This is a genomic window from Roseixanthobacter liquoris (genome assembly GCF_043195135.2).
Taxonomy (GTDB): domain Bacteria; phylum Pseudomonadota; class Alphaproteobacteria; order Rhizobiales; family Xanthobacteraceae; genus NCEH01.
The window spans coordinates 2,193,966-2,218,446 of record NZ_CM195537.1 but is presented as its reverse complement, the minus strand read 5'-3'; the positions used below and the strand labels follow the sequence as shown (position 1 = coordinate 2,218,446).

25 protein-coding genes and 1 tRNA gene are annotated in these 24,481 nt (G+C 66.5%); 12 read left to right on the top strand and 14 right to left on the bottom strand.

Annotated features, from left to right (window positions below):
- The first annotated feature begins 138 nt into the window (after positions 1 to 138).
- Positions 139 to 708, top strand: coding sequence for an elongation factor P (gene efp, locus V5F84_RS09795; protein ID WP_394045998.1), 570 nt, complete (start codon positions 139 to 141; stop codon positions 706 to 708).
- A 187-nt stretch (positions 709 to 895) separates the two neighbouring features.
- Positions 896 to 1,285, top strand: coding sequence for a response regulator (locus V5F84_RS09790; protein ID WP_394045996.1), 390 nt, complete (start codon positions 896 to 898; stop codon positions 1,283 to 1,285).
- 51 nt (positions 1,286 to 1,336) lie between these two features.
- Here V5F84_RS09790 and ureG read toward each other — a convergent pair whose 3' ends face one another.
- From ureG to urtA, 11 genes are all read right to left on the bottom strand, one after another.
- Positions 1,337 to 1,960 (bottom strand): urease accessory protein UreG, encoded by a 624-nt coding sequence (gene ureG / locus V5F84_RS09785; RefSeq protein ID WP_394045994.1) that lies wholly within the window; start codon positions 1,958 to 1,960, stop codon positions 1,337 to 1,339.
- A complete protein-coding gene (locus V5F84_RS09780) occupies positions 1,957 to 2,664 on the bottom strand; it encodes an urease accessory protein UreF (RefSeq protein ID WP_394045992.1) in 708 nt (235 codons plus the stop codon). The genes ureG and V5F84_RS09780 overlap by 4 nt, the downstream gene beginning before the upstream one ends.
- Complete coding sequence (gene ureE / locus V5F84_RS09775; protein ID WP_394045990.1) at positions 2,657 to 3,454, bottom strand: urease accessory protein UreE; 798 nt, start codon at positions 3,452 to 3,454, stop codon at positions 2,657 to 2,659. The genes V5F84_RS09780 and ureE overlap by 8 nt, the downstream gene beginning before the upstream one ends.
- 9 nt (positions 3,455 to 3,463) lie before the next feature.
- Positions 3,464 to 5,182, bottom strand: coding sequence for an urease subunit alpha (ureC, locus tag V5F84_RS09770; protein ID WP_394045988.1), 1,719 nt, complete (start codon positions 5,180 to 5,182; stop codon positions 3,464 to 3,466).
- Positions 5,183 to 5,269: 87 nt separating this feature from the next.
- Positions 5,270 to 5,890: an urease subunit gamma gene (locus V5F84_RS09765; protein ID WP_394045986.1), complete on the bottom strand. Its 621-nt coding sequence runs from the start codon at positions 5,888 to 5,890 to the stop codon at positions 5,270 to 5,272.
- An 11-nt stretch (positions 5,891 to 5,901) separates the two neighbouring features.
- A complete protein-coding gene (locus V5F84_RS09760; RefSeq protein WP_394045984.1) occupies positions 5,902 to 6,717 on the bottom strand; it encodes an urease accessory protein UreD in 816 nt (271 codons plus the stop codon).
- A 19-nt stretch (positions 6,718 to 6,736) separates the two neighbouring features.
- Positions 6,737 to 7,432 (bottom strand): urea ABC transporter ATP-binding subunit UrtE, encoded by a 696-nt coding sequence (gene urtE / locus V5F84_RS09755; protein ID WP_394045982.1) that lies wholly within the window; start codon positions 7,430 to 7,432, stop codon positions 6,737 to 6,739.
- A 187-nt stretch (positions 7,433 to 7,619) separates the two neighbouring features.
- Positions 7,620 to 8,390 (bottom strand): urea ABC transporter ATP-binding protein UrtD, encoded by a 771-nt coding sequence (gene urtD / locus V5F84_RS09750; protein ID WP_394045980.1) that lies wholly within the window; start codon positions 8,388 to 8,390, stop codon positions 7,620 to 7,622.
- A 4-nt stretch (positions 8,391 to 8,394) separates the two neighbouring features.
- The gene (urtC, locus tag V5F84_RS09745; RefSeq protein ID WP_394045978.1) at positions 8,395 to 9,522 is read right to left on the bottom strand and encodes an urea ABC transporter permease subunit UrtC; all 1,128 of its coding nucleotides are present in this window, start codon (positions 9,520 to 9,522) and stop codon (positions 8,395 to 8,397) included.
- Positions 9,519 to 11,150: an urea ABC transporter permease subunit UrtB gene (gene urtB / locus V5F84_RS09740; protein WP_394045976.1), complete on the bottom strand. Its 1,632-nt coding sequence runs from the start codon at positions 11,148 to 11,150 to the stop codon at positions 9,519 to 9,521. Before urtB ends, urtC begins: the two co-directional genes overlap by 4 nt.
- Before the next feature lie 143 nt (positions 11,151 to 11,293).
- A complete protein-coding gene (gene urtA / locus V5F84_RS09735) occupies positions 11,294 to 12,595 on the bottom strand; it encodes an urea ABC transporter substrate-binding protein (protein ID WP_394045974.1) in 1,302 nt (433 codons plus the stop codon).
- Positions 12,596 to 13,089: 494 nt separating this feature from the next.
- On the opposite strand from urtA, the gene V5F84_RS09730 reads away from it, so the two are divergent.
- Both V5F84_RS09730 and mgtE read left to right on the top strand, forming a co-directional pair.
- Positions 13,090 to 13,701 (top strand): carbonic anhydrase, encoded by a 612-nt coding sequence (locus V5F84_RS09730; RefSeq protein ID WP_394045972.1) that lies wholly within the window; start codon positions 13,090 to 13,092, stop codon positions 13,699 to 13,701.
- Between the two features lie 107 nt (positions 13,702 to 13,808).
- Complete coding sequence (mgtE, locus tag V5F84_RS09725) at positions 13,809 to 15,173, top strand: magnesium transporter (protein ID WP_394045969.1); 1,365 nt, start codon at positions 13,809 to 13,811, stop codon at positions 15,171 to 15,173.
- Positions 15,174 to 15,253: 80 nt separating this feature from the next.
- On the opposite strand, the gene V5F84_RS09720 is transcribed toward mgtE, so the two are convergent.
- Complete coding sequence (locus tag V5F84_RS09720; protein ID WP_394045967.1) at positions 15,254 to 15,505, bottom strand: hypothetical protein; 252 nt, start codon at positions 15,503 to 15,505, stop codon at positions 15,254 to 15,256.
- Positions 15,506 to 15,634: 129 nt separating this feature from the next.
- On the opposite strand from V5F84_RS09720, the gene V5F84_RS09715 reads away from it, so the two are divergent.
- The 3 genes from V5F84_RS09715 (at position 15,635) to V5F84_RS09705 (ending at position 18,816) form a co-directional block, all read left to right on the top strand.
- A complete protein-coding gene (locus V5F84_RS09715) occupies positions 15,635 to 17,005 on the top strand; it encodes an HdeD family acid-resistance protein (protein ID WP_394045965.1) in 1,371 nt (456 codons plus the stop codon).
- Complete coding sequence (locus tag V5F84_RS09710; RefSeq protein ID WP_394045963.1) at positions 17,002 to 18,159, top strand: MFS transporter; 1,158 nt, start codon at positions 17,002 to 17,004, stop codon at positions 18,157 to 18,159. The genes V5F84_RS09715 and V5F84_RS09710 overlap by 4 nt, the downstream gene beginning before the upstream one ends.
- 138 nt (positions 18,160 to 18,297) lie before the next feature.
- Complete coding sequence (locus V5F84_RS09705; RefSeq protein ID WP_394045961.1) at positions 18,298 to 18,816, top strand: hypothetical protein; 519 nt, start codon at positions 18,298 to 18,300, stop codon at positions 18,814 to 18,816.
- A 289-nt stretch (positions 18,817 to 19,105) separates the two neighbouring features.
- Here V5F84_RS09705 and V5F84_RS09700 read toward each other — a convergent pair.
- Positions 19,106 to 19,182, bottom strand: a tRNA-Pro gene (locus tag V5F84_RS09700).
- Between the two features lie 146 nt (positions 19,183 to 19,328).
- Here V5F84_RS09700 and fabI point away from each other — a divergent pair.
- Genes fabI through V5F84_RS09680 form a run of 4 tightly spaced genes read left to right on the top strand, consistent with a single transcriptional unit; the run spans position 19,329 to position 21,787 of the window.
- A complete protein-coding gene (fabI, locus tag V5F84_RS09695) occupies positions 19,329 to 20,156 on the top strand; it encodes an enoyl-ACP reductase FabI (protein WP_394045959.1) in 828 nt (275 codons plus the stop codon).
- A gap of 10 nt (positions 20,157 to 20,166) precedes the next feature.
- Positions 20,167 to 20,721 carry a hypothetical protein gene (locus tag V5F84_RS09690; protein ID WP_394045957.1) on the top strand — a complete coding sequence of 185 codons (555 nt, stop codon included), beginning with the start codon at positions 20,167 to 20,169 and terminating at the stop codon, positions 20,719 to 20,721.
- Positions 20,722 to 20,781: 60 nt separating this feature from the next.
- Positions 20,782 to 21,201, top strand: a complete 420-nt coding sequence (locus V5F84_RS09685) for a hypothetical protein (protein ID WP_394045955.1) — start codon at positions 20,782 to 20,784, stop codon at positions 21,199 to 21,201.
- Position 21,202: 1 nt separating this feature from the next.
- Positions 21,203 to 21,787 carry a histidine phosphatase family protein gene (locus tag V5F84_RS09680; protein WP_394045953.1) on the top strand — a complete coding sequence of 195 codons (585 nt, stop codon included), beginning with the start codon at positions 21,203 to 21,205 and terminating at the stop codon, positions 21,785 to 21,787.
- Between the two features lie 46 nt (positions 21,788 to 21,833).
- On the opposite strand, the gene V5F84_RS09675 is transcribed toward V5F84_RS09680, so the two are convergent.
- Positions 21,834 to 23,153 (bottom strand): hemolysin family protein, encoded by a 1,320-nt coding sequence (locus tag V5F84_RS09675; protein WP_394045951.1) that lies wholly within the window; start codon positions 23,151 to 23,153, stop codon positions 21,834 to 21,836.
- A 190-nt stretch (positions 23,154 to 23,343) separates the two neighbouring features.
- On the opposite strand from V5F84_RS09675, the gene aroC reads away from it, so the two are divergent.
- A complete protein-coding gene (gene aroC / locus V5F84_RS09670; RefSeq protein ID WP_394045949.1) occupies positions 23,344 to 24,459 on the top strand; it encodes a chorismate synthase in 1,116 nt (371 codons plus the stop codon).
- Positions 24,460 to 24,481 lie beyond the last annotated feature (22 nt).

The following is a 24,481-nucleotide window of genomic DNA, read 5'->3' as shown; positions in this document are numbered from 1 at the left end:
AGCTGTGGGCCGCGCGGAAAAACACTTGCATCGGCGCACAAAAGCAGCCGGCAAGGGTGGCGAAAAGCGAGAAGATCGCTATGTTGCGCCCCGATCAAGGGCGCCCGGGCGCCCCAAGCCGTTCGAGGAAGAAACACCGTGGTCAAGGTCATCGCCAGCTCTCTGCGCAAAGGCAATGTGGTCGAAATCGACGACAAGCTCTACGTCATCCTGAGCGCCGAGAACATCCATCCCGGCAAGGGCACGCCCGTCACCCAGATGGACATGCGCCGCATTTCCGACGGCGTGAAGATCTCCGAGCGCTATCGCACCACCGAGCAGGTGGAGCGCGCCTATGTGGAAGACCGTCCGCACACCTATCTCTACCAGGACAGCGACGGCTACACCTTCATGAACCCGGAGAATTACGACCAGATCACCGTGCCGAAGGACGTGCTCGGCGACATGGCGGTCTATCTCCAGGAAGGCATGGAATGCATGGTCTCCATGCACAACGGCGTCGCCATCGCCATCGAGCTGCCGCAGCGCGTGACGCTGGAAATCGTCGACACCGAGCCGACCGTGAAGGGGCAGACCGCCTCCTCCTCTTATAAGCCGGCCATGCTCTCCAACGGCGTGCGCACCATGGTGCCGCCCCACGTCGCCACCGGCACCCGCGTGGTGGTGATGACCGCCGACGCCTCCTATGTGGAACGCGCCAAGGACTGACCCCTCCCCGGCGGCGGTTTGCGCGGATCGTTTTACTTTTTCGAGATGTGGAATATGCGCGCTGCCGGCGGGTGGCGCGCATTTTCATTTCCGGCTGAGTCATTTTCGGCGGATTCATTCGTGACGGAACATTTTGCCGAATTCACCGTTTAGCGCTGCGGAGATGTGCTGAGGGGTGGCTTTAAACATGAATTTGTCGGGCAAGCGCATCCTCGTGGCCGAGGACGAAGTGCTGGTGGGGCTCCTTCTGGAGGATGCCCTGTTGCAGCATGATTGTACCGTCATCGGCCCCATGGCCACGCTGGACCAGACCCTTGAGGCCGCCCGCGCCCTGCCGCTCGATGCCGCCATCCTGGACCGCAACCTCTACGGCGTGGACGTGCTGCCGGCCGCGGAAATCCTGTTCGCCCGGGGGATTCCCCTTTTGTTTTGCAGCGGTTACGGGGAGGATTCGCGCCTGCCCCCGCACCTGCGCGCGGTGCCCGTTCTCCACAAGCCCTATCTGGAGGCAGGCGTGATCGCCGCCGTCTCCGGGCTGCTGCTCGGCGCCCGGACGCTCCCCCGCATCGCCCGCTAAGGCCTTAGGACATATAAGATTTCTCTCCCGCCGCCCCGGCGAACACGAAGGTCACCGCGGCGTGAGGCCCCCCGCCGTCTCGATGAAACGCGTCACGACCTCGACCCCGATCCCGTTGCGAATGGACGAGAACACATAGGGTCGGCCGGCGCGCATGCGCTGGGTGTCCGCCTCCATCACCGAAAGGTCGGCGCCCACCAGGGGAGCAAGGTCGGTCTTGTTCACCACCAGCAGGTCCGAGCGCGTGATGCCCGGCCCGCCCTTGCGCGGGATCTTCTCTCCGCCCGCAACATCAATGACATAGATGGTGAGATCGGCCAGTTCCGGGGAAAAGGTCGCGGCGAGGTTGTCGCCGCCGGACTCGATCAGCACGATGTCCAGATTGGGGAATTTCGCCTGCATGTCGGCCACCGCCCGCAGGTTGATGGAGGCGTCCTCGCGGATCGCCGTGTGCGGGCACCCCCCTGTTTCAACACCTAAAATCCGCTCCGGCTCCAAGGCTCCGGCGACCGTGAGGATGCGCGCATCCTCCTTGGTGTAGATGTCGTTGGTGATGGCGCAAATGTCGTAGCGGGCGCGGAACGCCTTGCAGAGCGCTTCCATGAGCGCCGTCTTGCCCGACCCGACCGGGCCGCCGATGCCGACGCGGAGCGGACCATTTGCCGATGTGCTCATGAGCGGAACAGCCTCGTATATTGGGTTTCGTGTCGAAACGAGCCGAGATCGGCCCGGAAGGTCGCGCTGCCGAGATCGTCCAGCGTGAGCGTGCGCACCTGCGCTGCAAGCCCCCGCACCTTGGGCGCCAGGGCGGCCACCACCCGCGTGCCCGCGGTCTGGCCGATGGGCGCGAGGCGGATCGCGGCGGACACCAGATTCTGCATCATCGCCAGGAGGAAAGCCTCGAGCGCGGGCGCGGCGGGCACGCCATGGGCGGCGGCGGCAAGGCCCACCGCGACGGGATAGGCGATTTCGCCATCGAGCAGGGCAGCCTGCGCGAGCAGCCCCGGTTCCCGCCAGGCGGCGCAGACCGCATCGAGAAAGCTGCGGCCTTGCTGGCAGGTCTCCAGCCGCAGTTCGGCCGAAGGCGCGAGCGCAACGGCGAGCGCGTTCACCTCGACCAGCCGCACACTGTCGCCCTCCCCGGCGGCCGCCATCGCCTGGGCGAACAGGATGCCGTCGTTGCGGCCCAAGCCGTGGAACAGCAGGGTTTCCAGCCAGTCGGCAAGGCTCGCCTCGGCGCGGATGTCACCGGCTTCCACGGCCCATTCCAGGGCATGGGAATAGGCATAGGCGCCCACCGGAAAGGCGGGGGACAGCCACACCAGCAGCGGGAGACTATCGGCCGGCCCGGTCTGCGGGGCGTCGGCAGGATCAGCCATGGCGATGGGACGGATCCCCGCCGTGGGACTGATCGTGGGAATGGTCGTGGCCGCACTCTGGGCCATGCACATGGGCGGAGGCGCTAGCGGAGGCGCTGGCGGACGCGGCCGAGGCTGCGCCGTGGTGCCCGTGATCATGATGCGCATGATCCGTGTGGGTGTGATCGTGGCCGGCGTCGTGATGGGCATGGCCGTGGCTGTGATCATGCCCGTGGTCGTGGCCGCAGCCGCAGGCCTGCGCGCCCGCGTGCGCCTCGGCATGAGCGTGATGCTCATGCGCATGATGGTCATGGCCCGCATGCTCGTGCTCGTGGTCATGGGAATGCCCATGATCGTGGCCGTGCCCATGGGCCTCCGCCGCCTCATAGGCGCCGCGCTCGGGGCGGAACGGACGCAGCACCGGGGCGGCGCTGGCGCCAAGGCCGCGCACCATCTCCACCAGCACATGGTCATAGGCGATATAGAGCGCGTCCTCGGTGATCTCGGTCGGCACATGGCGGTTGCCCAGGTGCCAGCCCACCTTCATCAGACGCAGCGGACTGCCCGTGCGCACCTCGATCAGCTTCTCGGGCGCCGCTTCGACCCGCACCAGCGAGCCGTCCTCCAGCTTCAGCGCATCGCCGTGATCCAGCAGCGTCGCTTTTTCCAGATCCAGCAGGAATTCCAGGCCCTTGGCGCCGGTCATGGCGACGCGGCGGCGATGCCGGGCCTGATGATCGAGCAGGATGGTGTCCACCACCTTCTCCTCGCGGACAGCAGGACGGCGAACGACGGTGGTGGCTCGGAGCATGGGAAAACCTCAGAACAGGAAATAGCGCTGGGCCATGGGGAGAACCTCCGCCGGCTCGCAGACGAGCAATTCCCCGTCCGCGCGCACGTCATAGGTCTCGGCGTCCACCTCGATATGGGGCGTCGCGTCGTTCAGCACCATATCCTTCTTGCCTATGCCGCCGCGCACATTTTCCACCGCCACCAATTGCTTGGCCACCTGGAGCCTCGCCGCCAGCCCGTCCTCGATCGCCGCCTTGGAAACGAAAGTCAGCGAAGAGCCCGTCCGCGCCCGCCCATAGGCGCCGAACATGGGGCGATAATGCACCGGCTGCGGGGTGGGAATGGAGGCGTTCGGATCGCCCATCTGGGCGACCGCGATCACCCCGCCCTTCAGCACCAGATCCGGCTTCACGCCGAAGAACGCCGGCGACCAGAGCACGAGGTCGGCGAGCTTGCCCGCCTCGACCGAGCCGATGTGCTTCGACATGCCATGGGCGATGGCGGGATTGATGGTGTATTTCGCGATATAGCGGCGGGCACGCAGATTGTCGTTGTCGCCCCGCTCGCCCGGCAGGGCGCCGCGCTGGCGCTTCATCTTGTCGGCGGTCTGCCAGGTGCGGATCACCACCTCGCCCACGCGGCCCATGGCCTGGCTGTCCGAACTCATCATGGAGAGGGCGCCGAGATCGTGGAGAATGTCTTCCGCCGCAATGGTCTCCTTGCGGATGCGGCTTTCCGCGAAAGCGAGGTCCTCGGCGATGGACGGGTCGAGATGGTGGCACACCATGAGCATGTCGAGATGCTCGTCGATGGTGTTGCGGGTATAGGGCCGGGTCGGATTGGTGGAGGACGGCAGCACGTTCGGCAGGCCTGCCACCTTGATGATGTCGGGGGCATGCCCGCCGCCCGCGCCTTCGGTGTGGAAGGCGTGGATGGTGCGCCCCTTGAAGGCGGCGATGGTGTCCTCGACAAAGCCGCTCTCGTTCAGCGTGTCGGAATGGATCATCACCTGCACGTCGAAGGCGTCCGCCACCGAAAGGCAGCAATCGATGGCGGCGGGCGTCGTGCCCCAATCCTCATGAAGCTTCAGCGCGCAGGCGCCCGCCCGCACCATCTCCTCCAGCGAAGCCGGCAGGGAGGCATTGCCCTTGCCGGCGAAGGCGAGGTTCATCGGAAAGGCGTCCGCCGCCTCGATCATGCGGGCGATGTGCCAGGGGCCGGGCGTGCAGGTGGTGGCGAAGGTGCCGGTGGCCGGCCCGGTTCCGCCGCCTAGCATGGTGGTGACGCCGGAGGCCAGCGCCTCCTCGATCTGCTGCGGGCAGATGAAATGAATGTGGCTGTCGAAACCGCCGGCGGTGAGGATCTTGCCCTCGCCGGCGATCACCTCGGTGCCGGGGCCGATGATGATGTCCACCCCGCCCTGCACGTCGGGATTGCCGGCCTTGCCGAGCTTCACGATGCGGCCGCCGGAAAGGCCCACGTCGCATTTCACCACGCCCCAATGGTCCAGCACCACCGCATTGGTGATGACCGTATCCACCGCACCATCGGCATTGGTGACCTGGCTCTGGCCCATGCCATCGCGGATCACCTTGCCGCCGCCGAACTTCACCTCCTCGCCATAGGTGGTGAAGTCCTTTTCCACCTCGATCACCAGGGAGGTGTCGGCGAGGCGGATCTTGTCGCCGGTGGTGGGGCCGAACATGTGGGCATAGGCGGAACGGGGCAGATGGGCGGGGGTGGACATGGGCTCATCCTAGTCAGAACCGATGGTGCCGGTTCATTGAAGGCGATGATCCGGCCGTTCAGGCCGTTGAATGCCGGCGGGCGGGGGTTACAATTTTCCCGAGACCGCAGCCCGGAAGCCGAACACTTCGCGCTTGCCGCCGAACGGCACCAGCGTGACCTCCCGCGTTGCGCCCGGCTCGAAGCGCACGGCGGTGCCGGCGGCGATGTCGAGGCGCATGCCGCGCGCCTTGTCGCGGTCGAACGCGAGCGCTGGATTGGTCTCGAAGAAGTGGTAATGGCTGCCGACCTGGATCGGCCGGTCGCCGGTGTTCGCGACCGTGAGCGCGACCCGTTCCGCGCCTTCGTTGAACACGATCTGCCCCGGGGCGGTGGTGATCTCCCCCGGCACGTCGTCGGAGGCTTCTCCCCGAATGGGATGGTGCACGGTGACGAGCTTGGTGCCGTCGGGAAAGGTCGCCTCCACCTGGATATCGTGGAGCATCTCGGCGATGCCCGGCATCACTTGATCGGTGGTGAGCACATGGGCGCCGGCAGCCATGAGATCGGCCACCGTGCGCCCGTCCCGCGCCCCTTCCACCACGAAATCGGTGATCAGGGCCACCGCCTCGGGGAAGTTCAGCTTCACCCCGCGGGCGAGGCGCTTGCGCGCCACTTCGGCCGCCATGGCGATGAGCAGCTTGTCCTTTTCGCGCGGCGTGAGCAGCAAGAGCGATCTCCTCAGGAAGCCCAGACGCGCGGCAAGGGCGCGCCCCGGAATTTCATCAAAAACGAGGTGGCGTCGCGCCGCAACATCTCGCTGTCGGCGGCGAGCCAGCGCACCACGAGAAGCCCATTCCAGGCGCTCGCCCCGCACGCGCTGGCGCAGGACTCCAATGCCGCGCGCACCTCGTCAATCCGCGCCTCGGCGTCGGGCGCGACATAGAGCAGGGTCGCCAGCGCATGCCGGCCATTGGCGATCGCGGGCTTGGCCAGAAGCGCGCCGATGGCGCCGGACAGCCGCAGCGCGTCGGCATAGATCAGGCCGCCGCCGCGCCGCACCCGCCACTGATCCGTGAGCTGTCCGCCGGACATGATTTCGCCCCGCGCCGCGCGCCCCAGAACCAGCGCCTCGAACGCGAGGAACTGGCTCACGGGGGCAAGGTCCACCTCGTAGCGGCGGGCCAGGCGGGCTTGGTCGAACAGGATTGTTTCCTGCGGCAACCAATGCAGGGCGGCGCCATGCCCGACGATGAGCCGCACATGGATCGACGCCTCATCGGCATCGGACCGGTAAACCTTCTCCGCGGCGGGGGTGGACACGGTCAGCCGGGCAGCCTCGCGCGCCTCGATCTCGACGGCGAAGGTATCGCCGCAGGCGACGCCGCCGGAGGTATTCACCATCACGGCTTCCATGTCGCCGCCGTCGCTGCGCGGCAAGCGGCCGCGCAACGCGCCTTGCTCCTCCAGCTCCACCAGGTGCGTGCGCCCGCCCGCGCCGGCTGCGACGAGCCGCAGGCGGCCCACGCTGCGCTGGCGCCTGGGTGCGCTCTTCACCAAAATCGGGGGCAAATCCTCAGATCGCCATGAGGCGGCGGACGTCATCCCCATCAAGCCCGCTCCGGTCCCCGCTCGCCACCACCTCGCCGCGCTCCATCAGGATAAAGCGGTCGGCCAGATCGCGGGCGAACTCAAAATATTGCTCCACCAGTACGATGGCCATATCCCCTTTGTCGCGCAAATAGGAAATGGCGCGGCCGATGTCCTTGATGATGGACGGCTGGATGCCCTCGGTCGGCTCGTCCAGCACCAGCAGGCGCGGACGCGTCACCAGAGCGCGGCCGATGGCCAATTGCTGCTGCTGCCCGCCGGACAGATCGCCGCCGCGCCGGCCCATCATGGATTTCAGCACCGGGAAGAGTTCGAAAATCTCGTCCGGCACATATTTGTCCTTGCGGGCGAGACGGGCGAAGCCGGTCTCCAGATTCTCCTTCACGCTCAGCAGCGGAAACACTTCCCGCCCCTGGGGCACGAAGCCGATGCCGAGCGCGGCCCGGTCCGGGGTCGGCAGGCGGGTGATGTCGCGGCCATCGAAATTTATCGAGCCGCCGGCGATGGCGCGCTGGCCGACAATGGCGCGCAGCAGCGAGGTTTTGCCGACCCCGTTGCGGCCGAGCACGCACGTCACCTGCCCCGGCATGGCCTCCAGCGAGACGCTGCGCAGGGTGTGGGCGGCGCCGTAATAGAGATCGAGGTTCTCGACCTTCAGCATGGGAGGTCTCCGCCGAGTGCGTTCTGCCCCCTCCCCCCTTGAGGGGGAGGGTTGGGGTGGGGGGTATGGTGCCGCCTGCAAACCCTGCACCAGGGCAAGTGGAGAGATACCCCCCACCCTGCCCTCCCCCTCAAGGGGGGAGGGTTCTCGGTGAGCAAGTGGGCGAGGAAGGGAAGAGGACCCATCCTCACCTCCCCAGATAGACTTCGATGACGCGCTCGTCGGCGCTCACCTGATCGAGCGGCCCTTCGGCCAGGACGGAGCCCTCGTGCAACACAGTCACCTTCACGCCGAGGTCGCGCACGAACTGCATGTCGTGCTCCACCACCACCACCGCGCGGGTCTGCGCGATCTCGCGCAGCAATTCGGCGGTGTCGGCGGTCTCCTGGTCGGTCATGCCGGCGGCCGGCTCGTCCACCAGCAGAAGCCGCGGCTCCTGCGCCAGCAGCATGCCGATCTCCAGCCATTGCTTCTGCCCGTGGCTGAGCTCGGAGGCCTTGCGCGCGCGATGATCCTTCAGGCGAATGCGCTCCAGCAGAGCGTCGATACGCTCGCGCTCACGCGCGGTACGGCGCCAATAGATGTTCGAGAAGGGCCGGCGGTCCGCCTTCACCGCCAGCAGCAGATTGTCTTCCACCGTGTGCATGTCGAACACGGTCGGGGTCTGGAACTTGCGGCCGATGCCGAGTTCGGCGATCGCCGCCTCGTCCAGGCGCGTCAGATCGTGCACGCCGGCGAACAGGGCTTCCCCCTTGGTGGGGCGGGTCTTGCCGGTGATCACGTCCATCATGGTGGTCTTGCCGGCGCCATTGGGGCCGATGATGGCCCGCATCTCGGCTTCCTCGATGGTGAGCGAGAGGGCGTTCAACGCCCGGAAACCGTCGAACACCACCGAGACATTGTCGAGATACAGCAGCGATTGGGCAAGGATCGGGGTGAGCGCTTGGCTTGCTTCCATGGTCTCACTCCGCCGGCTTGGCCGATGCCAGCGCATCGGGCACGGGCTTGTGGCGTCTGGCCGAAAGGCTGCCCCACAGGCCGAGCACGCCGCGTGGCAGGAACAAGGTGACCAGCACGAACAGTGCCCCAAGGGCGAACAACCAGGCTTCCGGCAGCACGCCCGTAAACCAGGTCTTGCCCGCATTCACGATCAGCGCGCCGAGCGCCGCGCCCACCAGCGTGCCGCGCCCGCCGACCGCCACCCAGATGACGATCTCGATGGAATTGGCTGGGGCGAACTCGCCGGGATTGATGATGCCCACCTGCGGCACATACAGCGCCCCCGCCGCGCCGGCGAGCATGGCCGAGACGGTCCAGGCGAGCAGCTTGTAGTTCGCCACCCGGTAGCCCAGGAACCGCGTGCGGCTTTCCGCGTCCCGCACCGCCACCAGCACCTTGCCGTATTTGGAGGTCACCAACGCCCGGCACAGCAGGTATCCCGCCGCCAGCGCCACCGCAGAGAGCACGAACAAGGTCACGCGGGTGCTGTCGGCGGAGATGGAAAAGCCGAGGATGTCCTTGAAATCGGTCAGGCCGTTATTGCCGCCGAAGCCCATGTCGTTGCGGAAGAACGCCAGCATGAGGGCGAACGTCATGGCCTGGGTGATGATGGAGAGATAGACGCCCGTCACGCGCGAGCGGAAGGCGAACCAGCCGAAGGCGAAGGCGAGGACGCCGGGAACCACCAGCGCCATGATCATGGCGAAGGGGAACCAGTCGAACCCATACCAGAACCAGGGCAGTTCCTTGTAATTCAGGAACACCATGAAATCCGGCAGCACCGGATTGCCATAGACGCCCCGCGCGCCGATCTGGCGCATCAGGTACATGCCCATGGCATAGCCGCCGAGCGCGAAGAACGCCCCATGGCCGAGCGAGAGCACGCCGCAATAGCCCCACACCAGATCCACGGCCACCGCCAGCAAGGCGTAGCAGAGATATTTTCCGAGCAGGGGCACGAGATAATTGGAGATGTGGAACGGGTTGCCTTCCGGCACCACCAGATTGGCGATGGGCACCAGGACGGCGGCCGCGGCGACGAGGACGAGGAAGATCGCCCCCGGGCGATCCACGATGCCGAGGCCCTTCATGATTCCACCGCCCGGCCCTTGAGCGCGAACAGGCCGCGCGGGCGCTTCTGAATGAACAGGATGATGAAAACCAGCAGCGCGATCTTCGCGAGCACGGCGCCGGCGAAGGGCTCCAGCAGCTTGTTGGCGATGCCCAGGCTGAAGGCCGCAACCAGCGTGCCCCACAGATTGCCCACGCCGCCGAACACCACCACCATGAAGCTGTCGATGATATAGCCCTGGCCGAGATTGGGGCTCACATTATCGATCTGCGAAAGCGCCACGCCGGCGATCCCCGCAATGCCCGAGCCGAGGCCGAAGGTGAGCGCGTCGATGCGCCCGGTGCGAATGCCCATGGCACCCGCCATGCGGCGGTTCTGCGTGACCGCCCGCACATAGAGCCCGAGCGAGGTGCGCTTCAGCACCACCAGCAAGGCGAAGAACACGCCCAGCGCGAAGATGATGATGCACAGGCGGTTGTAGGTGATGGACAATTGCCCGAGCTGGAACGCCCCCGACATCCAGGACGGCGCCCCGACCTCCTTGTTGGTGGGGCCGAAGATGGTGCGCGTCGCCTGCTGCAACATCAGCGAGATTCCCCAGGTCGCCAGCAGGGTTTCCAGCGGGCGGCCGTAGAGAAAACGGATCACCGTTCGCTCGATGGCGATGCCCACGAGGCCGGTGAACAGGAACGCCAGCGGCAGCGCGATGGCCAGCGACCAGTCGAACAGATAGGGCGCCTTGGTGCGGATCAGCTCCTGCACCACGAAGGTGGTATAGGCCCCGAGCATCACCATCTCGCCATGGGCCATGTTGATGACGCCCATCACGCCGAAGGTGATGGCAAGGCCGATGGCCGCCAGCAGCAGCACCGAGCCCAGGGAAAGCCCGTACCAGATATTCTGCGCCACGCCCCAGAAGGCGAGCGAGCGGTTAATCTTCTCGATCCCCGCATCGGCCGCCGAGCGCAGGGCGGGCGAGGCATCGGCAGGGACGCCGGCAAGCAGGGCCAGCGCTTCCTGGTCCCCGCGATCGACGATCAATTTGGTGGCGGCAACGCGCTCGGCCTCCGGCGCATCGGCCTTGGTGAGGATGATCGCGGCCCGGGCCTGGGCGAGCGCCGCCTTCACGTCCGCGTCGCGTTCGCGGGCGATCGCGGCGTCGAGGGCGGGGAGCGCGGCGGCATCGCGCGACTTGAACACAGCGCCGGCGGCATCGATCCGCTTCGCCGCGTCCGGGCTGGCGAGGGCCAGCGCTCCGGCGGCGGCCTCCACTGCGCGGCGCACGCGGTTGTTGAGGCGCACCGCCTTGAGATCGGCCGGGGCCGCTGTCACGGCGGCACCCGTCGCCACATCGGTCAGGGCGCCGGCCTTGGTCTTCACGAAGACCGCCTTGGTGGCGGGATCGAACAGGAGCCGCCCGTCCCCCACCGCATCGACGATGGCGGCGGCCTGGGGACCGGGGATGAGGGCCAGGGCGGCGAGCCCGGCCTCGGTGTCGGAATAGCTGTCCGCAGCAAACCGCGCCACGGCCGGCGCGAGATCGGCGGCGGTCTGGCTGCGGCCCTCGCTCACGAAGCCCGGCCCCGCGCCGAGGAGAACCAGCCCCAGCAGCGCGGTCAGGGCCAGCCGCATCAAGGAAATCGTCATGTCGGCCTCGCCTGGAAAGCGGCGGCGTTGCGTCCGTCCGCTCCCCCCGAAGCAGACGGACGACGCCGCGACTCGCCTTCTTTCGAAGGCTCACCCACCGCGCGGATCGGCGCGGTGGGACGGCTTTTGGAACGCTCAGGCGCTCACTTGGTCGCGGTGCCGAGGCAGACCTTCTTGACCGAATCGTAGTTGCCGCACTTCAGCTGCACCCAGTCGGCCACCAGATCCTTCGAGCCTTCCAGCTGCTTGGACCAGGCTTCGCCGGGGATCAGGTTCTCGGTCTTCCACACCACGTTGAACTGGCCGTTGTCCTCGATCTCGCCGATGAAGACGGGCTTGGTGATGTGGTGGTTCGGGAGCATTTCCGAGACGCCGCCGGTGAGGTTCGGCTGCTTGGTGCCGGGCAGCGCGTCGATCACCTTGTCCGGATCAACCGAGCCGGCCTTGGTCACGGCCTGGACCCACATGTTGAAGCCGATGTAATGGGCTTCCATGGGATCGTTGGTGACGGCCTTCGGATTCTTCATGAAGGTCTGCCACTGCTTGATGAAGGCGTCGTTCTCGGGCGTCTTGATCGACATGAAATAGTTCCACGCCGCGAGATGGCCAACCAGCGGCTTGGTGTCGATGCCGGCCAGCTCTTCCTCGCCGACCGAGAAGGCGACGACGGGAATGTCGGTGGCCTTGATGCCCTGGTTCGCCAGCTCCTTGTAGAACGGCACGTTGGCATCGCCGTTGATGGTGGAAACCACCGCCGTCTTCTTGCCAGCCGATCCGAACTTCTTGATGTCGGCGACGATGGTCTGCCAGTCGGACTGACCGAACGGGGTGTAGTTGATCATGATGTCCTCGGACTTCACGCCCTTGGACTTCAGATAGGCTTCCAGGATTTTGTTGGTGGTGCGGGGATAGACATAGTCGGTGCCCGCGAGCACCCAGCGCTCGACCTTCTCTTCCTTGGCGAGGTAATCTACCGCCGGAATGGCCTGCTGGTTGGGAGCAGCGCCGGTGTAGAACACGTTGCGCTCGCTCTCCTCGCCCTCATATTGCACGGGGTAGAACAGGATCGAGTTCAGCTCCTTGAACACCGGCAGAACCGACTTGCGGCTCACCGAGGTCCAGCAACCGAACACCACGGAAACCTTGTCCTTGGTGATCAGCTCGCGCGCCTTTTCCGCGAACAGGGGCCAGTTCGAAGCGGGGTCGACCACGACCGCCTCCAGCTTCTTGCCGAGCACGCCGCCCTTCTTGTTCTGCTCGTCGATCAGCATCAGCATGACATTCTTCAGCGTGGTTTCGCTGATCGCCATGGTGCCGGAAAGGGAATGCAGGATACCGACCTTGATGGTCTCTTCCGCTTTGGCGGCGCTGAGGCTTGCCGCGAGGGCGGCCGCTGCCGCCAGCGCCCCGATGCCTTTGGTGGTCCGTCCCAGAAATTCGAGCATACGCTCTCTCCGTGTTCGTCGGCCGGCGCGAAGCCAGCAACCACGGAGAGCAAGGGACGTGCCACAATTCCGCCAAACGCCGAGAAGGTTAAGCAGCGCCACTCGGCGCTCGGGGCGCCCCGCCTAATTTGTATACAGTCGGGCCTGATTGATTAAATATTGGACTAATGCACAAAAAATAGGCTTCAGAGACGGGGCGTTGCCCCATCGCCGAGGCGACGGCCCGCTTTCCAGGCGGATCGCGGGCCCACCGGTTAAAGAACGTTGAACAAGTAAAGCAGAACGATCACCGAAAACGGCACGCCCAGAAGCCACAGTACAAATCCGCGCATCGTCTTCACTCCTTTACGTTTTCACTTTCTGAAATGAAAACGCCGCGTGCGCGGAAGCGTTCCCCGCGCGGCGAGCGCAATCCACCGCGCTGCGTTGCGGAAAACTTGACCGCAAGCCCAGCACGCTCTTTTGTGGCGCGTTTGCACGCTGCGAGGAAAAGCATGGACACTCTGCTCGAAGGATACCGGCGGTTTCGCGAAATCTCGTGGCCCACCCATAAGGATCTGTTCGAGCGCCTCGCGGCGCGTGGCCAGAAGCCGCATACCTTCGTGGTCGCATGCTCCGACAGCCGGGTTGATCCGCAGCTGATTTTCGATGCCGGCCCGGGCGAACTGTTCGTGGTCCGCAACGTCGCCAATCTCGTGCCGCCCTATGAGCCGGACGGAAATTATCACGGCACCAGCGCGGCCCTGGAATTCGCGGTGCGGGTGCTGGAGGTGGAGCGCATCGTCGTACTCGGCCACGCCCAGTGCGGCGGCGTCCACGCTCTGCTGGAGGGCGCCCCGGCGCTCGCGCGCGATTTCGTCGCGAGCTGGATCACCATCGCCGAGCCGGCGCGCACGGAGACCCTGGAAGCCAACCTGCCCCCCGCAGAACGCCAGCGCTTCTGCGAATTGTGCTGCGTGCGCCTGTCGCTGCGGAATCTCAGCACGTTTCCCTGGCTGAGCGAGCGGGTCGCCGCGGGGAAGCTTGCCCTGCACGGCGCCTATTTCGGCGTCGCCACCGGAAAGCTGGAACTGCTCGGAGCCGACGGCGCGTTTCATGCCGCATGATACCTGCGCGCCACAGACCTCCTGTCACACGCGCTTTACTGCTTCATCATACAGGCTTGATTTGACATCGTGCGTGGCGTCACACGCCGGGCTGGGAGCTCAGGATCATGAAGCAGGACACCATCGATCCGGTGCAGGCGACTCTGTTGCCTGAAAATGCCGGGCGCCGCCACGTCGCGGATATCGTGGAGTTTCTCAACCAGAAAGAGCTTGAGGAGGTGGTGCAATTCATCACCACCTTGCCGAACGAATGGGCGGTCGAGGTCCTCGACCAGCCCGACTTCGACCTCGCCTGCGAAGTAATCGAGACCCTGCCGCAGGAAAAGGCGGTGGCGCTGCTGGAAGGCATGTCCACCGACCGGGCGGCCGATATCCTGCGCTGGATCGAGGATCCGGCGCGCGGCGAATTGCAGCATCGCCTTTCGCCCGACACGCGCACCGCCATCGCTCATCTGCTGACCTATCCGGAGAACACCGCCGGCGGCCTGATGACCACCGAATATGTCAGCGTTCCCGCCGACTGGACCGTGGAACAGACCCTGGTCCATCTGCGCGAGGTCGAGGCCTCACGTGAAACCATTTATGCCATCTACCTGCTGGACCCCGCCACCAAGCGCTTGGTGAACGTGGTGCGGCTGCGCCGGCTGATCTCGGCCAATCCGAGCGACACCATGCTGTCGGTAGCCCAACCCTACGAGGTCATCACCACCAAGCCGCTCACCGACCGCGAGGACGTGGCGCGGCAGATGGCGAAGTACGACCTCATCGCCCTGCCGGTGGTGGACAGCACCCACCATCTGCTCGGCATCGTCACCTTCGACGACATGATCGACGCCATGATCGCCGAGCAGACGGAGGACGTGCAACGCATGGGCGGCATGGAGGCCATCGACGAGCCTTACATGCAGATCTCATTCCTGCAGATGATCAAGAAGCGCGCCGGCTGGCTGTGCGTTCTCTTCCTCTCAGAGATGCTGACCGCCAGCGCCATGCAGGTCTATTCGGACGAGCTGGAAAAGGCGATCGTCCTCGCGCTATTCATTCCGCTGGTCATGAGCTCGGGCGGCAATTCCGGGTCCCAGGCCACCTCGCTCATCATCCGCGCACTCGCCCTGCGCGAAGTCCGGCTGAAGGATTGGTACCGCGTGGTCTTGCGCGAAATCCCGACCGGCATCGTGCTCGGGTCCATCCTGGGCGTCATCGGCATCATCCGCATCGTGGTCTGGCAGGAACTGGGCATTTTCGACTATGGCGAGCATTGGCAGCTGCTGGCGATCACCATCGGCGCCGCGCTGATCGGCATCGTCACCTTCGGCTCGTTCGCGGGATCCATGCTGCCCTTCATCCTCAAGCGCGTCGGCTTCGATCCGGCAAGCGCATCCGCCCCGTTCGTCGCGACGCTCGTGGATGTGACCGGCCTGATCATCTATTTCAGCGTCGCCTACGCGATCCTGCGCGGCACCATCCTTTGAGCGTGCGGCACGGCCGTTGAAAAGACCAAGGGGCGGGAACCGCGAAGGTCCCGCCCCTTTTTCGAACGCGCGGCTCCGCGTCAGTGGTTGACGATGAACTTCATCAGCGCGCCATACCCGCCCTCGCCCTCGCCGACCGGCACTTCCTCGCGCGCTTCGGCGGCGGCGGCTTCCGTCAGATCGCGGGCGGAGAGGTCGAAGCCGCGCGCGGCGAGAAAATTCACCGCGTCGTCGGCGGTCACGAAATCCGCGACCGCATTCTCCAGGGTCTCGCTCAAGGCGGTGTTCCCCGAGGCATCGGCCTTCAGCCGTTCGATATCCCTGTCGCCCATTCCGGCCTCCGCTTCGTTCGTGTCTGCTGGACAGATCAACGGCGTAACGCGGCGTGTGTTCCAGCGCACGCCGCGCCCCGGCAGGCCCTCTGGACGGCGCAAGCGACCGAAGCTAGCTAGATAGTCTGCGTGCAGACGCACGCGCAGGGGCTTCGGCCCATCGGCGACAGGTCACTCATGGGGCAGCTCGCGTTTCTTCTCATCGGCTCGGACTCCATACGCCAGCGATGGTTCGTGATGGCGGGGCTCGGCGCCCTGCTGGTCGCTGCCGGCGGCTTCCTGATCGTCGATGCCCAGGACGGCGAGACCCTCCTGCCGAACGGGGTTCTCGGCTTCGTCTTTCTGCTGGAAGGCGTGTTCGCGATTCTCACGGCGCTCGCGGGCCAGGCGGGGGTCAGCCGCGCCATCGCGACGCTCAAGGCGGCCGGGCTGATGGTGATCGGCTATCTGATCATCCAGTATCCCGACACGAACACCTACATCCTCACGATCCTCTTCTCCGCCGCCTTCGGCTTCGACGGTGCGACGCGGATCGCCACCGCGAGCGTGGTTCGTTTCCGCAACTGGCGGGTGGTGGTGGCGTGGGGGACGTTCGAATTGCTGCTGGCGTTGCTGATCGCCGCCGACTGGCCGATCCCGCGGGCGAAGAACATCCATTTCTGCGTCGGCCTGCTTCTGCTGTTCTCCGGCTGGGTGCTGATACGCATGAGCCTGATGATCAAGACGCTGGAGCCGGAGGCGGCGATCCTCACCCTGCCCATGTTCGGCGCTCGTGCCTGGTACGACCATGCCCCGGTGCTGCTCGGGGAGGACCCCAATCCGAAATCCCGCGAAGCCATGGTGGTGCGGGTATGGACGCCGGTGGGCTCGGCGGATGTCGCGAACCGCCGCGTGCTCGTGGACCGGTACATCGCCGCGCTCGACCGCCACGGCACCATATCCACGGGCCATTCCGCGCTGGAATTGCCGCCGGACGTCTATATCAGCCATTATCCCGCGCAGGAGATCGAGCAGAGCGCCGGAGCGTTCATGAATGCGCTGCGCGCCACCGCCGACAACGATATCCCCGGGCGTTTCCAACCGTCCTACGAGGTGGAGCGGGCGGGCTGGTGCGACGCCGATGCCGCCGTGGCGTTCCGTAACTTCAATGCCCGCCGCCTGCGGGCGTTCTGGATCGGCTATCGCCAGGAAAATACGTACAATCTCACCAATCGCAATTGCTCGGTCGCGGTCGCCTCCGCGCTCGACGCGGCGCTTGAGGGCACCCTCGCCTCCCCCTACCCCTGGTTGCGCCTGCTGCGCCTCATGTGCAATCCCGACCTCTGGGTCGCGGCCGCGATCCGCGCCCATGCCGAAGCCATGACCTGGACGCCCGGCCTCGTGCTCGATTACGCGCGCGCCCTCCATCGCCTCGTGGAGCCGACGCGCATGACCTGGTTCGAGCGCCTGAAGGGCGCGCTCGCCTTCCTTCTCCCCAAATCGAAAGCTCCCGCCGCATGACATCCTCCGAGGCCGGCACGCCTGCGCCCGCGCACCTGCTGTCGCGCGGGGCAGTGATTCTCACCGCCATGATGTTCGGCCTCACCTACAGCCTGAGCGCGGCGCTGATCGCCCTCGACCTGGCCGGGCGCGGCATCAGCGACGCCGTCATCGGCGCCAATGCGGCCATGCACGCCGTTGGCGTCCTGGCCACCGCCCTCGTCCTTCCGCGCCTGGTGGCGAGCGTGGGCCCGCGCCGCCTCATCCTGTCCGCCCTGGGGCTCGCAGCGCTGACGCTGCTGGCATTCCCGCTCACACCGGCGGTCTGGCTGTGGTTTCCGTTGCGCTTCGTCCTGGGCGCGGCGTCGGAATCCCTGTTCGTGCTGTCGGAGACATGGATCAACGCCCTGTCCACGGAGCAGACGCGCGCGCGGGCCATGGCGGCCTATACCGCAGCGCTGTCCATCGGCTTCGCCCTTGGGCCGCTCATTCTCTCGCTGGTGGGGGCGCAGGGTATCCTGCCCTATGCCGTGGGGGCCGGCATGGCGCTGACGGCCGCGATGTTCATCGCTTCGCCGAAGGTGGAGGCGCCGGTGTTCGAGGCGCCGAGCCATTCCAACCCGATGCACTATCTTCGCCTCGCCCCGCTCGCCATGTCGGCGACCGTGCTGAATGCCGCCATCGAGGCGGCCGGACTGTCCTTCCTGGCGCTGTATGCGATCAATCTCGGCTGGGTCGAGCAGGATGCGGCGCGGCTCATGTCCTGCATGATGCTGGGCGCCATCGTGCTCCAGCTTCCCATCGGCTGGCTGGGCGACAAGATGAACCGCCGGCACCTCGTCATCGCACTGGCGGCGACGGCGACCGGCGGCGCGCTTCTGTGGCCGCTGGCGCTGCAAAGCCCGCTGACGACCTATGCCCTGCTGTTTCTTTGGGGCGGCGCCTTTGTGGGCATCTACACCATCATGCTGACCGTGGTGGGCAGCCGCTTCCAGGGCAGCGCGCTGGTGGGCATCTATGCGGTGATGGGGCTCACCTGGGGCGGCGGCGCGCTGATCGGGCCGCTGGCGGCCGGTTTCGCCATGCAGCTGACCTTGCACGGACTTGCGCTGTTCGCCGCCTTCGCGTGTGGCCTCTTTACCCTGGCGGCGCTGCTCCTGCGCAAGGAAAGCTGATCGGCGCAGCGTCGATCAGCGGCTGGAATGCGGTAACGGGGCGCTGCGGACGCATCGCGTCTTGCGTGGGACTGTCACAGGTTCATGCTAGAGCGCTGTGACCAGCAGAAGTTCACGAAATAACCTAGGGGAAGATCGATGAAATCGATATGGGGTGCCCTCCTTATCAGCCTGACCTGCGCCGTGGCGCCGGCCCTGGCGCAGGACGCCAAGAGCCTGCCCGCGAATTCGCAGCCGATGCCCCCCGCGAACTGGTTGTTCGTCCAGGTGGCCGATTCCGTGACGGTCAGCGGGAACAAGATGACCCTCAAGGGCGTCGCGCCCCAGACGGTGATGTTCGCCGACCGCCCCGAGCGCATGACCGGCGACACCGCCACGGCGGATTTCGTGAAGTTCTGGACCGTCGGCAAGGACAGCTTCCAGAAGGACCCGCCCAACGCCACCGTTTCGGTGACCGTGGACGGCAAGAGCGAGGTTTCCGTGGTCGAACTGACCGACCCGGAACTGTCCGGCGATACCCTCACCTACACGATCAAGGTGCTGAGCGACGCCGGCCCCAAATCCGGCGAATCCGCCAGCCTGTTCATCGATTGGTGGGTGGCCGGCCGGGGTGGTTGCTATCGCGGCCCTTATGGCGGCCTCCACTGCCGCTGGTAGGCCCAAGCCTTTTTTGAGATTGCAGACCCCGCCCGGTCCTCCGGCGCGGGGTTTTTCTTTTTCACCCGCGCGATTCGCGCCCCGCACGGGCGGGCTTTGGCCGAGGCGGCGCGAATCGCGCGTAAGGACGCGGCCTGCCCGCCGGCGATTCGCGCGCGTCCCGCATTGCGGCCGCGACCGGCGGCAAAGCGCCATGGGATAAGGATTGTGTTGCCTCGCGGGTTAGCGCGGCGAACTGGGACGTGGATTTGTGCGTGAAGCGAACGGGCGGGAAACCGTTCTAAATCCTTGGTCGGAGTGGCAGGATTTGAACCTGCGACCCCCACGTCCCGAACGTGGTGCGCTACCGGACTGCGCTACACTCCGAACCAGGGCGCTGCCTCTAGCATGCGTTTTGGCAGGGAGGCAAGCGGGTTCTTGCGGAAGCTGTCGTTTCGCCTTCGCTTGAACCCCCATCGCCCGCGTGCCATAGGAGGCCGCCTGTTACAGGACAACGAGTGAGGAGTGGTGGAATGTCGAGCGACAGCAACGCGAGCGGTCTCATGAAAGGCAAGCGCGGGCTGATTCTCGGCGTCGCTAACAATCGGTCGATCGCCTACGGCATCGCCAAGTCCGCCCGCGCCCACGGCGCCGAGATCGCCCTCACCTACCAGGGCGAGGCGCTGAGGAAGCGCGTGGAGCCTCTGGCGACGGAACTGGGCGCCCATCTGGTCGGTCATTGCGACGTCACCGAGCCCGCCACCCTCGACGCGGTCTTCGCCGAGACGCAAAAGCTGTTCGGCAGCATCGATTTCCTGGTCCACTGCATCGCCTTCTCCAACAAGGACGAGCTGGACGGCCGCTATGTGGATACGACGGCGGACAATTTCGCCAAGACCATGTTCATCTCCTGCTACTCGTTCACGGCGATCGCCCAGCGGGCCGAGAAGCTGATGACGAACGGCGGCTCGCTGGTGACGCTGACCTATTACGGCGCCGAGAAGTGGATGCCCCACTACAATGTCATGGGTGTCGCAAAGGCAGCCCTGGAAGCCTCGGTGCGCTATCTCGCCGCTGACCTCGGCCCGAAGAACATCCGCGTCAACGCCATTTCCGCCGGTCCCATCAAGACGCTGGCGGCCTCCGGAATCGGCGATTTCCGTTACATCCTCAAATGGAACGAGCTGAACTCGCCGCTTCGCCGCACCGTCACCACGGACGAGGTGGGCGACGCCGGCGTGTATCTGATCTCCGATCTGTCCCGCGGTGTCACCGGCGAGATACATCATGTGGACGCGGGTTATCATATCGTTGGCATGAAGCATCCCGACGCGCCGGACCTGGCGCTCGTGCGGGATTGAGGAGACGCCGATGATTCGCTCCGCCACTGCTCGTACCCGTGCACTCATCCTGGGCCTTGCCCTGCTCGCTGGCGGCGGAGCCGCCGAGGCGCAGACCCAGATGCAGATCCAGGTGCCGATGGGCTCAGGCGGCGCCCCTCCCGATTTTAACGCCTATCCGCTCCGCGACCGCCTGCTCGGTCCGGGTGGGGCCGTCTTTCCCGACTACGTCAATCCGCCGGATGAAGGCGCGCCCGCAGGCAGCCCGCCGGCCTATGTGATCGGCGGCGCTCCGGGCGTCCTGTTCGGCGCGGGCACGGCCGATCTCCTGTGCCAGCCCGCCGGCCGGCCGCAGATCAAGGTGATCAGCGCCCCGCCGGGCGCCAAACTGTCCGTCGGGCCCGGCGCCTTCACGGTGACCGGGACCGATGCCGGCTCCACGCTGTGCTACGGCAAGCCCATGGTCGGCAACGTCGTGCGCATCTCCGGCAAGGGGCCGCGCGCGGGCGGTGCCGTGGTGCTGCGCGTGACCTATCCGCCCATCGGGGCGTGGTACGACCACCAGGTCAATATCCCGGCCCGCTGAGGCGTGGCGCCCCCGGGCGGGGCGGCGCCCGGCCAGGGGCCAGGCATAATGGAGGGGGCGATGAGGGCGCAGTTCAAGGCGGGGAAGCTGGCGGCAGCCGTCCTCTCGCTGGCTGCCGTGGTCGCGGCGGCTCCGGCCGCGGCCGGGCGCGACAATGATCCCGACGCCTATGTGACCAATTATTATACCGGCGGCGGCACCGGCGGTGTCCTGTTCGCGGCGGGCACCACCAATCAGGCCTGCATGAATCTCGGCGCGCCTACCATCGACGTGATCAGTGCCTCCCCCGGGGTGCGCCTCTCGATCCGGCCCGGCACCTTCGTGGTGACCGGCACGGACTATGGCTACATGGTGTGCCAGGGCCAGCGCATTCCAGGCGTCGTCGTCACCGGCACCGGCTCGGGGACCGCGCAGATCCGCGTCACCTATCCGCCGATCGGCCAATGGTACACCCACACCCTGACCCTTCCGGGCCGGTGAGATGGCGCGCCTGTTCCTGGTCCGCCATGGGGAAACCGATTGGAACGTCGCCGGCCGGCTGCAAGGCCGGCACGATATCCCGCTGAACAGTCTCGGCCGCGCCCAGGCCGCGCAGGTGGGCCGCGTGCTCCATCAGCTAGCGGGCGACGTCGCGGCGCTCACCTTCGTCTCCAGCCCGCTGATGCGGGCGGTGGAGACGATGCGCATCCTGCGCACCACGCTCGATCTGCCGGCGGCGGGCTATCATCTGGATCCCCACCTCGCCGAACTGTCGTTCGGGCGCTGGGAGGGCAGCACCTGGCCCGAGTTGAAGCGGCGCGATCACCTCGCGGTGCGGGCGCGCGAACTGGCGCCCTGGACCTTCGTGCCGCCAGACGGGGAAAGCTATGAGATGCTGAGCGTGCGCGCCGGCACCGCGCTGGACCGCTTGAAGGACGAGGATGCGGTCGTGGTGACCCACGGCGGCGTTATTCGCGCTTTGCTGCACACGAAGGCCGGCATGCCGCAGGAAGAGGCGGCGCTCTTGCCGGTGCGCCAGGGCGCGGTCTACGTGCTGGCGGGCGGCGGGTTCCGCGTCGCCGAATAAGCCGAGCCGGACCTGGGCGAATCGCAGCGGAGGCGCGGGGCGCGGATCAATGCGCCGCGCCGGCGGTTTTCTGCCGGTGCAGCACCGGGGGCCGTGAGACCAGCAGCTTGTCGATCCGCCGCCCGTCCATGTCGACGATCTCGAAGCGCCAGCCGAGCGAGTCGAACACCGCGCCCACCTGCGGCAATTCCTTGATCTGCGACAGCGCGAAACCGGCCACCGTGTGGAAGCCCCGCTCGACCGGGAAATTCAGCTGGAGCACTTCGCGCAGCTCGTCCACGGGCGCATCGCCGGAGATCAGGAACGAGCCGTCCTGGCGTTCCACCACATGGGGCTCGTCGTGCAGGTTGTCGTCGGAGATCGACCCCGTGATGGCCGCGAGCAGGTCATAGCCCGTCACCACGCCGACCATGTCGCCATATTCGTCGACGACGATGCCCATGGGCACCTCGGCGCCGCGCAGGGTCCGCATGGCCTCCAGCGCGCCCACGGTCTCCACCAGGAAGGTGACCGGCTGCACGAAGGTGCGCGGATCGGGCGTCTCGCCCTTGAGATAGGCGTCGAGCAGGCGCTTGGCCTGGATCACGCCCACCGTCTCCTCGGGGGATTTGTCGCAGGCCGGCAGGCGGCTGTGCGGGGTGGAGAGGATGATGTCGCGCACGTCCTCCGCGCTGCCTGAGATATCCACCCATTCCACGTCGGGCCGCGGGGTCATGATCGCGGTCACGGGGCGGTCCGCGAGGCGCATGACGCCGGAGATCATGCGCCGCTCGGCGGGCTCGATCACGCCGGCGGTCTCGGCCTCGTTGATGATGGCGCGGATTTCCTCGTCCGTGACGCCGCCTTCCTGGCCGCCCGAATTGCCGAGCAGCCGCAGCACGCCGCGGGTCGAGATGTCGAGCACCCACACCACGGGGGCGCCGACCTTGGCGAGGCCCACCATCATGGGCGCGACGATGCAGGCGAGGCGTTCGGGGTTCTGGAGCGCGAGCCGCTTGGGAATGAGCTCTCCCACCACCAGCGACACATAGGTGATGCCCGCGACCGCCACGGCATAGCCGATCGGCTCGGCGAGCCGCGCGGCGAGGCCCGCGCCCTCCAGGACCTGCCCCAGATAGGCGCCGAGGCTCGCGCCGGAGAAGGCGCCGGCAAGGATGCCGATCAGCGTGATGCCGATCTGGACGGTGGACAGGAAGCGACCGGGCTCCGCCCCCAGGGCGAGCGCTGCCTTGGCGCCCTTGTGGCCATTGTCCGCCTTGTGGCGCAGCCGCGCGGGGCGGGCCGAGACGATGGACAGTTCCGCGGCAGCAAGAACGGCGTTCAGGAGAACGAGGAAAAGGACAATAACAATTTCGATGATGGGCATGGCGGGAAAATCGGACCCTTCCGTCCGCCCCTCCATAGCACAGCCGCGCCACAATGGGCGAGAGCGTGTGGTATTTTCGCGAAACCGCGCGGCTTTATCGCGGCGGGCGCGCGCCCGGCCGGCCCGTCGGAGACATTGTGCTTTTGCCTGGAGCGACCTAGACAACCTCAGCACATCACACAGGCAGGCCATGTCCTTCAATACGTTCGGCCATATGTTCCGGGTCACCACATTCGGCGAGAGCCACGGCATCGCCATCGGCTGCGTGGTGGATGGCTGCCCGCCGGGCCTTCGGTTCGCGGTGGAGGACATCCAGGCCGCGCTCGATCGCCGTCGGCCCGGCCAGTCGCGCTTCACCACCCAGCGCCGCGAGCCGGACGAGGTGCGCATTCTCTCCGGCACGCTGGATCATCCCGAGGGCGGGCTCGTGACCACCGGCACACCAGTCGCCCTGCTGATCGAGAATGTGGACCAGCGCTCGAAGGATTATTCCGACATCGCCGGCAGCTACCGGCCGGGGCACGCGGATTTCACCTACGACATCAAATACGGCATCCGCGATCATCGCGGCGGCGGGCGCTCCTCCGCGCGCGAGACCGCCACGCGGGTCGCGGCGGGGGCTCTGGCCGCCAAGGTGCTGCCGCAGGCGCAGGTGCGCGCCGCTCTGGTGCGCATCGGCGAGATCGAGATCGACCGCACCCGCTGGGACTGGGCGCAGGTGAACGAGAACCCCTTCTTCTGCCCCGACGCCGACACCGTGCCCTTGTGGACGGACTATCTGGACGCCATCCGCAAGCGCGGCTCGTCTGTCGGCGCGGTGGTGGAAGTGGTGGCGGAAGGCGTGCCCGCCGGCCTGGGCGCGCCGCTCTACGCCAAGCTGGATGCCGACCTTGCCGCCGCCTTCATGGGCATCAATGCGGTCAAAGGAGTCGAGGTCGGCGAAGGCTTCAACGCCGCCCGCCTCACCGGGGAAGAGAATGCCGACGAGATGCGGCTCGGCAATGAGGGGCACCCGGCCTTTCTCTCGAACCATGCCGGCGGCATCCTCGGCGGGATTTCCACGGGGGCGCCCATCGTCGCCCGGTTCGCGGTGAAGCCCACCTCCTCCATCCTGACGCCCCGGCGCACCGTGGACAAGTTCGGCACCGAGACCGACCTCATCACCAAGGGCCGGCACGACCCCTGCGTCGGCATCCGCGCCGTGCCGGTGGGGGAAGCCATGATGCGGTGCGTGTTGGCGGACCACCTGCTGCGCCATCGTGGGCAGGTGGGCACGGCGCCCGCCTGGCCCTTCCCGAAGGGCTGATTTCAGTGAAGGTGAATTTTTC

Coding starts and splice junctions, on each gene's coding strand:
- V5F84_RS09790 (WP_394045996.1), top strand. CDS start 896: ATGAATTTGTCGGGCAAGCGCATCCTCGTGGCCGAGGACGAAGTGCTG.
- ureG (WP_394045994.1), bottom strand. CDS start 1,960: ATGAGCACATCGGCAAATGGTCCGCTCCGCGTCGGCATCGGCGGCCCG.
- V5F84_RS09780 (WP_394045992.1), bottom strand. CDS start 2,664: ATGGCTGATCCTGCCGACGCCCCGCAGACCGGGCCGGCCGATAGTCTC.
- ureE (WP_394045990.1), bottom strand. CDS start 3,454: ATGCTCCGAGCCACCACCGTCGTTCGCCGTCCTGCTGTCCGCGAGGAG.
- ureC (WP_394045988.1), bottom strand. CDS start 5,182: ATGTCCACCCCCGCCCATCTGCCCCGTTCCGCCTATGCCCACATGTTC.
- urtE (WP_394045982.1), bottom strand. CDS start 7,432: ATGCTGAAGGTCGAGAACCTCGATCTCTATTACGGCGCCGCCCACACC.
- urtD (WP_394045980.1), bottom strand. CDS start 8,390: ATGGAAGCAAGCCAAGCGCTCACCCCGATCCTTGCCCAATCGCTGCTG.
- urtC (WP_394045978.1), bottom strand. CDS start 9,522: ATGAAGGGCCTCGGCATCGTGGATCGCCCGGGGGCGATCTTCCTCGTC.
- urtB (WP_394045976.1), bottom strand. CDS start 11,150: ATGACGATTTCCTTGATGCGGCTGGCCCTGACCGCGCTGCTGGGGCTG.
- urtA (WP_394045974.1), bottom strand. CDS start 12,595: ATGCTCGAATTTCTGGGACGGACCACCAAAGGCATCGGGGCGCTGGCG.
- V5F84_RS09730 (WP_394045972.1), top strand. CDS start 13,090: ATGGACACTCTGCTCGAAGGATACCGGCGGTTTCGCGAAATCTCGTGG.
- mgtE (WP_394045969.1), top strand. CDS start 13,809: ATGAAGCAGGACACCATCGATCCGGTGCAGGCGACTCTGTTGCCTGAA.
- V5F84_RS09720 (WP_394045967.1), bottom strand. CDS start 15,505: ATGGGCGACAGGGATATCGAACGGCTGAAGGCCGATGCCTCGGGGAAC.
- V5F84_RS09710 (WP_394045963.1), top strand. CDS start 17,002: ATGACATCCTCCGAGGCCGGCACGCCTGCGCCCGCGCACCTGCTGTCG.
- V5F84_RS09705 (WP_394045961.1), top strand. CDS start 18,298: ATGAAATCGATATGGGGTGCCCTCCTTATCAGCCTGACCTGCGCCGTG.
- fabI (WP_394045959.1), top strand. CDS start 19,329: ATGTCGAGCGACAGCAACGCGAGCGGTCTCATGAAAGGCAAGCGCGGG.
- V5F84_RS09690 (WP_394045957.1), top strand. CDS start 20,167: ATGATTCGCTCCGCCACTGCTCGTACCCGTGCACTCATCCTGGGCCTT.
- V5F84_RS09685 (WP_394045955.1), top strand. CDS start 20,782: ATGAGGGCGCAGTTCAAGGCGGGGAAGCTGGCGGCAGCCGTCCTCTCG.
- V5F84_RS09680 (WP_394045953.1), top strand. CDS start 21,203: ATGGCGCGCCTGTTCCTGGTCCGCCATGGGGAAACCGATTGGAACGTC.
- V5F84_RS09675 (WP_394045951.1), bottom strand. CDS start 23,153: ATGCCCATCATCGAAATTGTTATTGTCCTTTTCCTCGTTCTCCTGAAC.
- aroC (WP_394045949.1), top strand. CDS start 23,344: ATGTCCTTCAATACGTTCGGCCATATGTTCCGGGTCACCACATTCGGC.